The sequence below is a fragment of the Marmoricola sp. OAE513 genome, assembly GCF_040546585.1.
Taxonomy (GTDB): Bacteria; Actinomycetota; Actinomycetes; order Propionibacteriales; family Nocardioidaceae; genus Marmoricola.
Window position 1 is genome coordinate 624897 of record NZ_JBEPOC010000001.1, and the last position, 12245, is coordinate 637141.

Here is a 12245-nt window from a genome sequence, read left to right on the forward strand (position 1 = left end):
TGCTCGGGGCGACACCATGGGTCCCATGGGTGACTCCGAGACTCAGCACGTACGCCGCAGCGCACCACTCGACGACGTCTCCAAGGCGATCATCGAGCAACTCCAGCAGGACGGCCGACGCGCCTACGCCCGCATCGGCGAAGCGGTAGGACTTTCCGAGGCGGCCGTGCGCCAGCGGGTGCAGCGGCTGATCGAGAACGGCGTCATGCAGATCGTCGCGGTCACCGATCCCCTCGAGCTCGGCTTCGCCCGCCAGGCGATGATCGGCGTGCACGTCGACGGGCCGATCGAGCCGGTCGCCGACGCGCTCTCCTCCATGGACGAGATCGAGTACGTCGTCATCACCGCCGGCGGGTTCGACATCCTTGCCGAAGTGGTCTGCGAGAGCGACGAGAAGCTCCTCGACGTCGTCTCCGGCAGGATGCGCGCCATCGAGGGTGTCCGCAGCACCGAGACCTTCGTGTACCTCAAGCTCCGCAAGCAGACCTACTCCTGGGGCGTGCGCTGAGCCCCCAGCAGAGCCCCAGCCTGTGGGCGGACACCGCCCGCGAACCGCTGCCGGAGCGGAGCCCGCTGCCGGGCCCCGCGGCGTACGACGTCGTGATCGTCGGTGCCGGGTTCACCGGCCTGTGGACGGCGTACTACCTCAGCCGCGCTGATCCGTCCCTGCGGATCGTCGTGCTCGAGGCTGAGCACGTCGGATTCGGAGCGTCGGGGCGCAACGGTGGTTGGTGCAGCGCGCTGTTCCCGACGCCGTGGTCCAAGCTCGTCGCCTCCTCGAGCGCGGCGGATGCACTTCGGCTGCACCGCGCGATGAGCGACACCGTCCGCGAGGTCGGTCGGGTCTGCGACAGCGAGGGCATCGACGCCGGGTTCCAGCGCGGTGGGACCGTCACCCTGGCGCGCAGCCGACCGCAGCTCGAACGAGCGCGTGCCGAGGTGGCCGAAGCACGCGCGCGCGGCCTGGACGAGGACGACCTGCGACTGCTCGATGCCGGTGAAGCGTCCGCGCACCTGGCGGCGACCGACGTGCTCGGCGGTACCTTCACGGCGCACTGCGCCGCGGTGCAGCCGGCCGACCTGGTCCGCGGTCTCGCCCGCGCCGTCGAGGACCCGCGGGGTACGGATCCACGAGCGCACGCCGGTCACCGCGATCGAGGCCGGTGCCGCGCGAACCGCCGTCGGCTCCGTGACGGCCGACGTCGTCGTCCGGGCGACGGAGGCGTGGACCGCGCGCCTGCCGGGCACTCGTCGTCGGATCGCGCCGGTGTACTCCCTGATGGTCGCGACCGAGCCTCTCGACGAGGCCACCTGGGCCGAGGTCGGTCTGGCCGACCGCCCCACCTTCAGCGACGGACGGCACGTGATCATCTACGGCCAGCGCACCGCCGATGGGCGCCTGGCCTTCGGCGGCCGCGGCGCGCCGTACCACCTCGGCTCACGGATCCAGCCGGGCTTCGACAACGAGCCGCGCGTCTTCGGCAAGCTCCTCACCACCCTGACCGAGCTGCTCCCCCAGCTGGGCGGCGTCAGGTTCACGCACGCCTGGGGCGGTCCGCTCGGGATCGCTCGCGACTGGGCGGCATCGGTCGGCCTGGACCGCGGCACCGGGCAGGCATGGGCGGGCGGGTACGTCGGCGACGGTGTCGGGACGACCAACCTGGCCGGGCGCACGCTTGCCGACCTGATCACCTGGACCGACTCCGACCTCGTCACGCTGCCGTGGGTGCAGCACAGCAGCCCGTCGTGGGAGCCCGAGCCGCTCCGCTGGCTCGGCATCAACGCGGGCCTCCAGGCGATGCGCGCCGCGGACGCCGAGGAGCGCCTCACCGGCCACGAGAGCAGGATCGCCCGCCTGATGTCACCGCTGATCCACGGGTAGGTCGGCCACGGACTGCACGTTCCTGACAGACCAGCACGTCGCAACGTGCTGATCTGCCGGTTTCACACCAGCTGGTGTGAAACCGACACGACCGACACGAGCGGCAACCAACGGGCGCCCGTGACCGCCGTCACACTCACTCGTTGAAGCCCCGACGGCCCTCACCGACGCCAGGAGTCCCCATGCCCGAACTGTCCCGCCGCGCCCTGATCGCCACCGGAGTGGGCGGCAGCGCCGTCCTGGCGATGAGCCAGTGGAACGAGGCCGTCGCGGCCGAAGGTCCGTTTGTGCACGGCGTCGCCTCGGGCGATCCGCTGCCGAACGCGATCATTCTGTGGACGCGGGTGACTCCCTCCGCGGCAGCCAAGCCCGGCTCCGGGGTCGGCCCCGACGTGTCCGTCGAGTGGGAGGTCGCGACGTCTGCGGCCTTCACGACGATCGTCGCGAGCGGGACCACCGTCGCGGGCGCAGGCACCGACCACACGGTGCACGTCGACGCCGCCGGACTGACGCCGGCGACGGCGTACTGGTACCGCTTCCGCGCGCTGGGCGTCACCTCCCCGGTCGGCCGGACGAAGACCGCCGCCCTGGCGTCGGCCAGCGTGCCGGTCCGGTTCGGCGTGACGTCGTGCGCCAACTTCAACTGGGGCTACTTCACGGGCTACAAGTACCTCGCCCAGCAGGACAACCTCGACGCCGTCCTGCACCTCGGCGACTACATCTACGAGTACGCGCCGGGCGGCGTGCTGACCGACGACATCCCCAAGGTCGTCCGGACAGCGGAGCCGCAGCGCGAGTGCCTGACGCTGACCGACTACCGGATCCGGCACGGCCACTACAAGCTCGAGCCGAACCTGCAGCTGCTGCACGCCCGGCACCCGATGGTCGCCGTCTGGGACGACCACGAGATCGCCAACGACACCTGGAAGAACGGCGCCGAGAACCACGACCCGGCCACCGAGGGCGACTGGGCCACCCGCGCGAGCGCCGGTCGTCGGGCGTGGCTGGAGTGGCTGCCGGTCCGGCACACCGACCCCGACGACTGGTACCGGATCAACCGGCGCCTGCGCTTCGGCAAGCTCGTCGACCTCTGGATGCTCGACGAGCGCCGGTTTCGCGACCAGCCGCCCAAGAGCCTCTTCTTCGGCTACGGCTCTGCCGGCGGTACGTCGAGCGCCCCGGGTCGCGGCATGATCGGCGAGGAGCAGACGCACTGGCTCGTCGACGGCCTTGCCGGCAGCAGCGCCACCTGGAAGGTGGTCGGCAACCAGGTCCCGTTCTACCCGACCACGCTGCTGGCCAACGTCCCCGGCCAGCTGACCGACCTGCTCGGTCCGCAGCTCTCCAAGACCTTCGAGCAGCCGCTCCTGCAGCTGCAGGTGGAGGACTGGAACGGGTTCATCGACGAGCGCCAGCGGATCGTCGACGGCATGGCAACGGTCGACAACGTCGTCATCCTCACCGGCGACGTGCACCAGTCCTACGCCAGCGAAATCCCGGTGAAGCCGAACAAGTACCTGCTGGACCGCAAGTCCGCGGCCGTCGAGTTCATCACCCCCGGGCTGGCCAGCCCCTCGCTGCCGACCCAGATCAACCAGGTCGCCCCGGGCGTCGGCACGCTCTTCGATGCGGTGCTGACCACCAACGACCGGCTCGCGAACCCGTGGGTGAAGTACTCCGAGGGCCTCAAGGCCGGCTTCATGGTCGTCGACTTCAGCGCCTCCCGGGTCCAGGCCGACTGGCACCACCTCGACAGCACCAAGCCGGACGGCGCGGAGAAGATCGCCGCGTCGTACCAGACGGCGAGCGGCTCGAAGAAGATCACCAAGGCGGCCGGCCCGCTGAGCTGACTTCCGGCGGACTTCTGTCCGACCGAAACCGGCCCGACATCGATTCTGGCCGGATGTTGCAGAAGCATGTTCTGGCCGAAACCAACTGGAAACGCCCGAAGCCTTCGCTAGAGGCATGCCCATCCTCGACAGCCACCGGCACATCGGGATCCTTCCCGAGTTCCCGTTCTACGGCGGGCCGCCCCTCCGAGCGGACCTGACGGCCCGGGCCACCGTCGCCGAGCTGATCGACGACCTCGACGCCGACGGCATCGAACGGGCGCTGGTGCTGCCCAACTACGGCGTGCCGATCCCCGAGGTCGCCTTCGAGCTGAACGACCTTGCCCTCGAGGCCGCGCAGAAGGACGACCGGATCCGCTGCGGACTCTGGGTCTCCCCGAAGGCCGCCGACGCCGAGCGCAACCGTGCCGCCCTGGAGCTGGCTTCGGAGTCCGGGGTCGCCGCACTCAAGACCAGCTTCCTGCTCGGCGGCCACCCCACCGATCCCGACTGCGCCGAGGAGCTGGAGCGGATCTTCACCACCGCCGCCGACCTCGGCCTCGTCGTGCACGTGCACACCTCGCCGGGGGCGGCCTCGGACATCGACCAGGTCGGCACCCTGGTGGACCGGTACGGCGACGCCACAAAGATCCACCTGGTCCACCTCGGCGGCGGCATGAGCGGCCACATGAAGCTGATCGGCGGACGCTTCTTCGACTGGATCGAGGCCGGCAAGCAGGTCTACACCGACACCAGCTGGACGATCGGCTTCGCGCCGACCTGGCTGGTCGCGGAGATCGAGCGCCGCGGCGTCGGCCACGACCGGGTCCTGTTCGCCACAGACGCACCCTGGGGCGACTTCGACGGCGAGTACCACCGGCTCCGCACGGCAGCCGGTGACGGCGAGCTGGCGGACGCCTTCTTCACGCGCAACTTCGAGTCCCTCTACGGCTGAACCGCAGCACCACGAGCTCTCACCACGGCACCACCACATCCAGCACCCATAACAAGGAGTTCCCATGGCAGTGTTCGACGACGAGATCCTGGCCAACATCGCCAAGTCGCTCGGTGAGGTCCCGCACCCGAGCCTGGAGAAGGGCAGCAACCTCTACGGCTCCACCAAGATCTTCCCGGACTACCAGGCCAGCGAGGGGCAGTCCTACCTGACGTTGGTCCACGGCATCCCGCACGAGAGCTCGGTGACCTTCGTCGCTGTGCTGCAGGCGACCCGCGCTCTCCGCAAGGGCTTCGAGTCGGCGGTCTACTTCTACGGACCCGGCGCACTGGCGTGCATGGACACCCGCGGGTTCCCCACGACCGGCGACGTCGCCTTCCCGGGCAACCAGAACCTGAACGACTCGATCAAGACGTTCATCAGCGAGGGCGGCACCGTCTTCTGCTGCCGGTTCGGCATGGCCCTGCACGGCCTGCGCGAGGAGGACCTGATCGCGGGTGTGATCCCGTCGCACCCCCTGGACGTCCAGGACGCGGTCATCCACTTCGCCAACAAGGGCGCCATCATCAACTCCGTCTACAACCTCTGAGGGCCGTGCCGTGACCGCTCAGCCCCTCGACCGCGCGACCTCGACCCGGGTCGACGTCGCCATCCAGGGCATCCGTCTGCTCGACGCCCCGGTCTCGCGCCGCTCCGGCGCGGGGCCGAGCGACGACGGCCACGTGCTGCTCGACGGTGTCGGTGCTGCGATCCCCCTCAACCCGCGCAGCCCGTACTCGGTGCGCGGTGGGAAGCTCCTGCTCGACGGTGCCGACACCGGGATGGGCGTCGAGGCGGTGGCCCGCCCCCGGTTCTACGACCTGACCACGGCAGACGGCGTCTCCTACGAGAAGATCGCGCGGCTGCACTCCAGCCACGTGCTGGCCACCACGGTGGTGCAGACCTGCGTGCGCTACGAGGAGTCGGAGCGCTGCCGGTTCTGCGCGATCGAGGAGTCCCTGAACGCGGGCTCGACGATCGCGGTCAAGTCACCGGCGCAGATCGCCGAGGTGGCGAAGGCGGCCGCCGAGCTCGACGGCGTCACCCAGATGGTGATGACCACCGGGACCTCGAACGGCCGGGACCGCGGCGCGGTGCACCTGGCCCGCTGCGTCAGTGCGGTGCGCGAGGTGCTGCCCGACCTGCCGATCCAGGTGCAGTGCGAACCGCCCGGCGACCTCGCGGTGATCGGTGACCTGTACGACGCGGGTGCCCGGTCGATCGGCATCCACGTCGAGTCGCTCGACGACGAGGTACGACGTACCTGGATGCCCGGCAAGGGTTCGGTGCCGATGGACGAGTACCGCGCCGCGTGGCGCGAGGCCGTCCGGGTCTTCGGCCACAACCAGGTGTCGACGTACATCCTGGTCGGGCTCGGCGAGGACCCCGACGAGCTGGTCTCCGGGGTGGAGGAGCTCGTCGAGATGGGCGTCTACCCGTTCGTCGTCCCGTTCCGCCCGCTGGCGGGCACCTTGGCCACCGACGTCGACGGCGCCACCGCGCCCGACCCGGCCGTGGTCAGCGACATCACCTTCCGGGTCGCCCGGCTGCTGCGCGCAGCCGGGATGGCCGGGTCCGACCAGAAGGCCGGCTGCGCCGCGTGCGGCGCCTGCTCCGGCCTGTCGTGCGAAGGAGCCTGAGATGTCCGTAGGACTGAGGGACAGCGACGTCGACGCCGTCGTCCTGCTCGGCCACCGGCCAGCCCCGGTGATCGTCGAGACCGACGACCACAGGGACCTGGCGGCGTACCGGGCGTTGCGCCGGCGCGTCTTCGTCCAGGAGCAGGGTCTCTTCCACCGCAGTGATGCCGACGACGTCGACAGCGACCCACGGACCCGGGTGCTGGTCGTGCGGGCTCCGGACGGCACCGTTCTCGGGGGCGTCCGGATCCACCCCACCACCGGTGGCGCCGAGATCGGTCGGGACATCGGGTGGTGGCGGGGCAGCCGGCTCGTCGTCGCGCCCGGGGCGGCGCGGGGCACCGGGTCGATGCTGGTCCGCGCCGCCTGCGCGCTGGCCGAGACCGCCGGCGCGCTCCGCTTCGACGCGACCGTGCAGGAGCAGAACGAGGTCCTCTTCACCCGCCTGGGCTGGGTGCGTCGGGGCACCAACCTGGTCCAAGGGGTGCCTCATGCACTGATGGACTACCCGATCGCTCGGGTCCAGCGGCTGGCGGACGCCACCAAGGCGCCTCTGGGGGGCTTGCTTGCCGCGATCACCGCGACGCCGTACGGCGGGGGCGGACCCGGGTTCGTCGGTGACGACGCGGCTCCGGTCCCCACCGCCGAGGGCTACAGCGGACTGGTCGCCGCGTGCGACGCGATCCTGCCGTCCATGGTGGAGCGCGACCCCGAGTGGGCCGGCTGGTGCGCCGTCCTGGTCAACGTCAACGATCTCTTCGCGATGGGCGCAAGCCCGGTCGGCCTGCTCGACGCCGTCGGCGCCCGGGACGCCAGCTTCGCCCGCCGGGTGCTCGCCGGACTGACTGCCGCGGCCGAGGCCTGGGGCGTCCCGGTGCTCGGCGGGCACACGCAGCTCGGGGTCCCCGGCTCCCTGTCGGTGACGGCGCTGGGTCGCACAGACTCCCCCGTCCCCGGCGGGGGCGGTCAGGCAGGCCAGCGCCTCCGCGTCACCGCCGACCTCGGGGGTGCCTGGCGACCGGGCTACGGCGGCTCCCAGTGGGACTCCTCGAGCACCCGGACGCCGGCCGAGATGCGCGCGCTGGCCGGGGTCGTGCCCGCACTGCACCCGACAGCGGCCAAGGACGTGAGCATGTCCGGCCTCGTCGGCACGACCGGCATGCTCGCCGAGGCGAGCGGCTGCGGTGCCGTCCTGGACGTCGCCGACGTCCCGGCACCGAGTGCGGCAGCGCCTGGGGACTGGCTGACCTGCTTCCCCGGTTTCGCGGTGGTCACCGCCGAGACGAGCGAGTCGGTCGACGCGCTCCCCGACTTCGTGACGACGGCCGTGTGCGGCGAGCTCGTCGAGGGCACCGGCGTCGGTCTTCGCTGGCCCGACGGCATCGTCACCGAAGCCGTCTCCTCCACCGTGACCGGGATGGGGGCGGCATGACCACCGGATTCGCGGCGGCGGCCGGCAACTTCGGCCGCGACGTCGAGCAGAACCTGGCCCAGGCCGCCACCTTGGTCGAGGCGGCCAAGGCGCAGGACGTCGGTCTGCTCGCCCTGCCCGAGGCCTGTCTGGGGGGTTACCTCTCGGTGCTGGGCAGCGGCCGCGACGGAACCCACGACGAGACCCCGGAGTCCCTGCCGCCGGTCCTGGACCTCGACGGGCCCGAGCTGCGCGCGCTCGCGGCGATGGCCGGTGACCTCACCGTCGTGGTGGGGTTCTGCGAGTCCGACGGCACCCACCGCTACAACACCGCCGCTGCCGTGACCGGCGACGGCGTGCTCGCGTCGTACCGCAAGGTGCACCAGCCGCTCGGAGAGAGCCTCTACTACGCCGCCGGCGAGGAGCTCCTCGCCTTCGACTCCCCGGTCGGGCGGATGGGTCTGCTGATCTGCTACGACAAGGCCTTCCCCGAGGCCGCCCGCGCCCTCGCGCTGGACGGCGCCGAGGTGATCGCCTGCATCTCCGCGTGGCCGGCGTCCCGGACGGCAACGGCCGGCCAGCTGGCGGATGACAGGTGGACGCACCGCTTCAACATCTTCGACCAGGCCCGCGGCCTGGAGAACCAGGTCGTCTGGCTGGCGGCGAACCAGACCGGCACCTTCGGCTCGCTGCGGTTCGTGGGCAACGCCAAGGTCGTCGGCCCCGGCGGCGACGTGCTCGACACGACCGGCGTCGGCGACGGCCTGGCGATCGCCCACGTGGACGTGGCCGAGACGTTGGCGACCGCCAGGCGGGCGATGTTCCACCTCGGCGACCGCCGGCCGGACCTGTACGAGCGGGCCGACCAGCAGGCGAGGAGCAGCAGCCGTGCCTGAGATGACCTTCACCGTGCGCTGGCCCGACGGGTCGGTCGAGGAGTGCTACTCCCCGAGCCTGGTGGTGCACGACCACCTCGAGGAGGGAGCGACGTACGCGGTCGAGGACTTCGTGAGCCGGACCGTGACTGCCCTCGACCTGGCCAGTGCGCGGGTGCGCGAGAAGTTCGGGTTCGCCTGCACCTCGGCCGCCGCGACCAGCGAACAGGTGGTGCGCTCGGCCGCGTTCTTCTCCCCCGACCAACCCGTCCGGGTGCTGCGGATGCACCCGCCCCTTCCACGCCAGGAGCAGTCATGAACGACCAACCCGAGCACAGCACCGAGGTCGTGGTCGTCGGTGGCGGCCAGGCAGGCCTCTCCACGAGCTGGTTCCTCACCCGCGACGGGGTCGACCACGTCGTCCTCGAGGCCGGGACGACCGCGCACGAGTGGGCCGACAGCCGGTGGGACAACTTCACCCTGGTCACCCCGAACTGGCACTGCGCCCTTCCCGGGTACGCCTACGACGGTCCGGACCCGGACGGGTTCATGACCCGCGACGAGGTGGTCGCCTGGCTCGGCGGCTACGCCGCGACCTTCGGGCCGCCGGTACGCGAGCACCACACGGTCACCGAACTGGTCCCATCGGCCGACGGGGGCTACCGGCTCACCGTCACCACCCCGCAAGGCACCGAAACCTGGCACGCCGGCCAGGTGGTGGTCGCGACCGGCGGTTACCACGTACCGATCCTTCCGACCTGGGCGAGCGCGCTGGACCCGTCGATCACCCAGCTGCAGGCCGGTGAGTACCGCAACAACGACCAGCTCCCCAACGGCGCCGTCCTCGTCGTCGGGTCCGGGCAGTCCGGCGCGCAGATCGCCGAGGACCTGCACCTCGAGGGCCGCCAGGTGCACCTCGCGCTGGGCGACGCCCCGCGCGTCGCCCGCTTCTACCGTGGCCGGGACTGCATGACCTGGCTGGCGGACATGGGGCTCTACGAGACTCCCGTGGCCAGCTACCCGGGCGGACTCGCGGCGCGGGAGAAGACCAACCACTACGTCACCGGACGGGACGGCGGTCGCGACATCGACCTGCGCGCGTTCGCCGCCGAAGGGATGCGGCTCTACGGGATGCTCGAGTCCGGCCGCGGCACCGACCTGACCTTCCAGCCCACGATGACGGCGGCGCTGGACTCGGCCGACGCGACGTACAACTCGATCTGCCGCGACATCGATCGCTACATCGAGCGCGCCGGGATCGACGCGCCGCCGGGAGCGGCGTACGAGCCGGTCTGGGTGCCCGAGGCGGACCCGACGTCGCTGGACCTGGTAGCCGAGGGGATCACCAGCATCGTCTGGGCGATCGGGTACCGCCCGGACTACCGCTGGGTGCGGGTCGGTGTGTTCGACGGCACCGGGCGTCCCACCCACGAACGGGGCGTGACCACGGCGCGCGGCCTGTACTTCCTCGGCCTGCCGTGGCTGCACACGTGGGGATCGGGACGCTTCCTGGGCATCGCCCGCGACGCCGAGCACGTCGCTGCGACGGCGCTGGGGCGACGGCGCAACGTCCTGGTCCCGGCTCTGGAGGCGAGCTGAGCCCTTGGCCGCCCTGACCATCGCCGCCGTCGCCGCCAACTTCGGCCGCGACCTGGACCGGTGCGTCAACAAGACCACGCGGATCATCTCCGACGCGCGGGACGCCGGGGTGGGCCTGCTGGTGCTCCCTCACGCCGCGCTGGGCGGCTACCTCAGCGACCTCGCGCACCCTGATCCGCGTGCCCTGCCACCGCCGCTGTCCGAGGACTCGGCCGAGCTCGCCAAAGTAGTCCAGTGGGCCGGCGACATGGTGGTCTGCCTGGGGTTCACCGAGGTCGCCGTGACCGGCGGGCAGGCGTACACGTACAACACTGCCGTCTGCTTCAACGGCTCAGGCATCCTCGGCCGCCACCGCAAGGTGCACCAGCCGCTGGGCGAGCGCGAGGCCACCTGGCCCGGGGACCGCTTCGACGCGTTCGACACACCGGTCGGCCGGATCGGGATGCTCATCGACTACGACAAGACCTTCCCGGAGGCCGCTCGCGCCCTGGCGCTGGACGGCGCCGAGCTGGTCGCCTGCCTGAGCGCTTGGCCGGCCAGCGTCACCGACCGGGCGGACCGCCTCTCCGCGGACCGCCAGTCCCGGTTGTTCGACATCTACGACTCGGCCCGCGCGGCCGAGAACCAGATCGTGTGGGTCTCCTCCAACCAGACGGGCTCGATGGGCGGGCTCCGGTTCCTCGGGCAGGCCAAGGTCGTGGGCCCCGGCGGTGACATCCTGGCCCGCACCCAGGGCAAGGGCGGGATGGCGGTGACCACCCTCGACGTGGCCGCCGAGGTCGCGCGGTCGCGGCGCACGCTCAGCCACCTGCGCGAAAGGGTGCCGGAGGCGTACCGAGGCACGAACCCGGTGGTCTGAGACGTGCGGATCGCGCTGCTCACCTACTCGACCAAGCCGCGCGGCGGCGTGGTGCACACGCTCGCGCTGGCCGAGGCACTCGCCGCGCTCGGCGAGGAGGTGCACGTCTGGACCTTGGCGCGCGGCGGTGACACCACCTTCTTCAGGCCGGTCGCGCCGGCTGTGAGCGTGCACCCCGTGCCGTTCCCCGACGTGGCCGACGAGGACGTCGGTACCCGGATCGTCCGCTCGATCGCGGCCCTGCGGACGGCCTTCGAGGCCGCTCGGGACGTCTACGACGTCGTGCACGCCCAGGACTGCATCAGCGCGAACGCCGCGATGCCGTGCATCCGCACCATCCACCACCTCGACACCTTCACCACCCCGGAGCTCGCGGCCTGCCACGAGCGAGCGGTCGTGGAGCCGACCGATCGGATCTGCGTGTCTGCTGCCGTGGCGGCCGAGGTCGAGGCCGGCTGGGGCCTGACCCCCACGGTCATCCCGAACGGCGTCGACGCCCACCGGTTCGTCGCGGGGGCCCGCGACGTGGCCGGACGCGAGACGTGGCGTCGGCGGCTGGGCACCTACGTCCTGGCGCTGGGAGGCATCGAGCCGCGCAAGGGCAGCATCGACCTGCTCGAGGCGATGGCCCTGGTCCAGCAGGAACGCCCCGGGACCCGCCTGGTGCTGGCCGGCGGCGAGACGTTGTTCGACTACCGCGACTACCGACGCGCCTTCGAAAGCCGGGCCGCCGAGCTCGGCGTCGACCTCGAGGTGCTCGGCGGCATCGACGACGCCGCCCTGCCGACTCTCGTCGCCGAGGCGAGCGCGCTCGGGTTCGTCTCCACCAAGGAGGGGTTTGGGCTGGCCGCGATGGAGGCGCTCGCCGCGGGGGTTCCGGTGGTGGCGCGCGACCTCCCTGTCCTGCGCGAGGTCTTCGGTTCCACGGTCACCTACGCCCGGGACGTGCCGTCGATCGCGCAGGCGCTCGACGGTGTCCTGGGCGGCACCCACGATCCGGGACCAGGGCGTGCGCTCGCTGCGACGTACAGCTGGACGGCCGCTGCCACTGCCCACCAGCGGTTCTATGCCGGGCGCCGCGAACGCCTACCCAATTCCCCAGATCCAAACGTCCTGAGCGGGTTTGATTCCTCCGCGCAGACCCGCAAGGGTTGAG

12 protein-coding genes and 1 pseudogene are annotated in these 12245 nt (G+C 71.5%); all 13 read left to right on the top strand.

What is annotated here, in order from left to right; all coding sequences use genetic code 11:
* Nucleotides 1–25 precede the first annotated feature (25 nt).
* The gene (locus tag ABIE44_RS03020; protein WP_209722340.1) at nt 26–508 is read left to right on the top strand and encodes an Lrp/AsnC family transcriptional regulator; all 483 of its coding nucleotides are present in this window, start codon (nt 26–28) and stop codon (nt 506–508) included.
* Nucleotides 509–600: 92 nt separating this feature from the next.
* Nucleotides 601–1047, top strand: a pseudogene (locus ABIE44_RS03025) (NAD(P)/FAD-dependent oxidoreductase); the annotation flags it as partial.
* Nucleotides 992–1882: an NAD(P)/FAD-dependent oxidoreductase gene (locus ABIE44_RS03030; RefSeq protein WP_354438357.1), complete on the top strand. Its 891-nt coding sequence runs from the start codon at nt 992–994 to the stop codon at nt 1880–1882. The pseudogene ABIE44_RS03025 and the gene ABIE44_RS03030, both read left to right, overlap by 56 nt.
* A gap of 182 nt (nt 1883–2064) precedes the next feature.
* Nucleotides 2065–3732 carry an alkaline phosphatase D family protein gene (locus ABIE44_RS03035; RefSeq protein WP_209722337.1) on the top strand — a complete coding sequence of 556 codons (1668 nt, stop codon included), beginning with the start codon at nt 2065–2067 and terminating at the stop codon, nt 3730–3732.
* Nucleotides 3733–3847: 115 nt separating this feature from the next.
* Nucleotides 3848–4666 carry an amidohydrolase family protein gene (locus ABIE44_RS03040; RefSeq protein ID WP_209722334.1) on the top strand — a complete coding sequence of 273 codons (819 nt, stop codon included), beginning with the start codon at nt 3848–3850 and terminating at the stop codon, nt 4664–4666.
* A 64-nt stretch (nt 4667–4730) separates the two neighbouring features.
* Nucleotides 4731–5255: an MSMEG_0572/Sll0783 family nitrogen starvation response protein gene (locus ABIE44_RS03045; RefSeq protein WP_209722330.1), complete on the top strand. Its 525-nt coding sequence runs from the start codon at nt 4731–4733 to the stop codon at nt 5253–5255.
* Nucleotides 5256–5265: 10 nt separating this feature from the next.
* Nucleotides 5266–6345, top strand: a complete 1080-nt coding sequence (locus ABIE44_RS03050) for an MSMEG_0568 family radical SAM protein (protein ID WP_209722328.1) — start codon at nt 5266–5268, stop codon at nt 6343–6345.
* 1 nt (nt 6346) lies between these two features.
* Entirely contained in the window at nt 6347–7777 is a 1431-nt protein-coding gene (locus ABIE44_RS03055; protein WP_209722323.1) for an MSMEG_0567/sll0787 family protein, read from the top strand.
* Nucleotides 7774–8652 carry a carbon-nitrogen hydrolase family protein gene (locus ABIE44_RS03060; protein ID WP_209722321.1) on the top strand — a complete coding sequence of 293 codons (879 nt, stop codon included), beginning with the start codon at nt 7774–7776 and terminating at the stop codon, nt 8650–8652. The genes ABIE44_RS03055 and ABIE44_RS03060 overlap by 4 nt, the downstream gene beginning before the upstream one ends.
* Before the next feature lies 1 nt (nt 8653).
* Nucleotides 8654–8950: an MSMEG_0570 family nitrogen starvation response protein gene (locus ABIE44_RS03065; protein WP_354438358.1), complete on the top strand. Its 297-nt coding sequence runs from the start codon at nt 8654–8656 to the stop codon at nt 8948–8950.
* Nucleotides 8947–10230: an MSMEG_0569 family flavin-dependent oxidoreductase gene (locus ABIE44_RS03070; RefSeq protein WP_209722315.1), complete on the top strand. Its 1284-nt coding sequence runs from the start codon at nt 8947–8949 to the stop codon at nt 10228–10230. The genes ABIE44_RS03065 and ABIE44_RS03070 overlap by 4 nt, the downstream gene beginning before the upstream one ends.
* 4 nt (nt 10231–10234) lie before the next feature.
* A complete protein-coding gene (locus ABIE44_RS03075; protein WP_209722313.1) occupies nt 10235–11089 on the top strand; it encodes a carbon-nitrogen hydrolase family protein in 855 nt (284 codons plus the stop codon).
* Nucleotides 11090–11092: 3 nt separating this feature from the next.
* Entirely contained in the window at nt 11093–12244 is a 1152-nt protein-coding gene (locus tag ABIE44_RS03080) for an MSMEG_0565 family glycosyltransferase (protein ID WP_209722310.1), read from the top strand.
* The last annotated feature ends 1 nt before the right edge of the window (nt 12245 follow it).

Bases quoted from the DNA above. Each gene is read 5' to 3' on its own strand.
- ABIE44_RS03020 (WP_209722340.1), top strand. From the start codon at position 26: ATGGGTGACTCCGAGACTCAGCACGTACGCCGCAGCGCACCACTCGAC.
- ABIE44_RS03030 (WP_354438357.1), top strand. From the start codon at position 992: ATGCCGGTGAAGCGTCCGCGCACCTGGCGGCGACCGACGTGCTCGGCG.
- ABIE44_RS03035 (WP_209722337.1), top strand. From the start codon at position 2,065: ATGCCCGAACTGTCCCGCCGCGCCCTGATCGCCACCGGAGTGGGCGGC.
- ABIE44_RS03040 (WP_209722334.1), top strand. From the start codon at position 3,848: ATGCCCATCCTCGACAGCCACCGGCACATCGGGATCCTTCCCGAGTTC.
- ABIE44_RS03045 (WP_209722330.1), top strand. From the start codon at position 4,731: ATGGCAGTGTTCGACGACGAGATCCTGGCCAACATCGCCAAGTCGCTC.
- ABIE44_RS03055 (WP_209722323.1), top strand. From the start codon at position 6,347: ATGTCCGTAGGACTGAGGGACAGCGACGTCGACGCCGTCGTCCTGCTC.
- ABIE44_RS03060 (WP_209722321.1), top strand. From the start codon at position 7,774: ATGACCACCGGATTCGCGGCGGCGGCCGGCAACTTCGGCCGCGACGTC.
- ABIE44_RS03065 (WP_354438358.1), top strand. From the start codon at position 8,654: ATGACCTTCACCGTGCGCTGGCCCGACGGGTCGGTCGAGGAGTGCTAC.
- ABIE44_RS03070 (WP_209722315.1), top strand. From the start codon at position 8,947: ATGAACGACCAACCCGAGCACAGCACCGAGGTCGTGGTCGTCGGTGGC.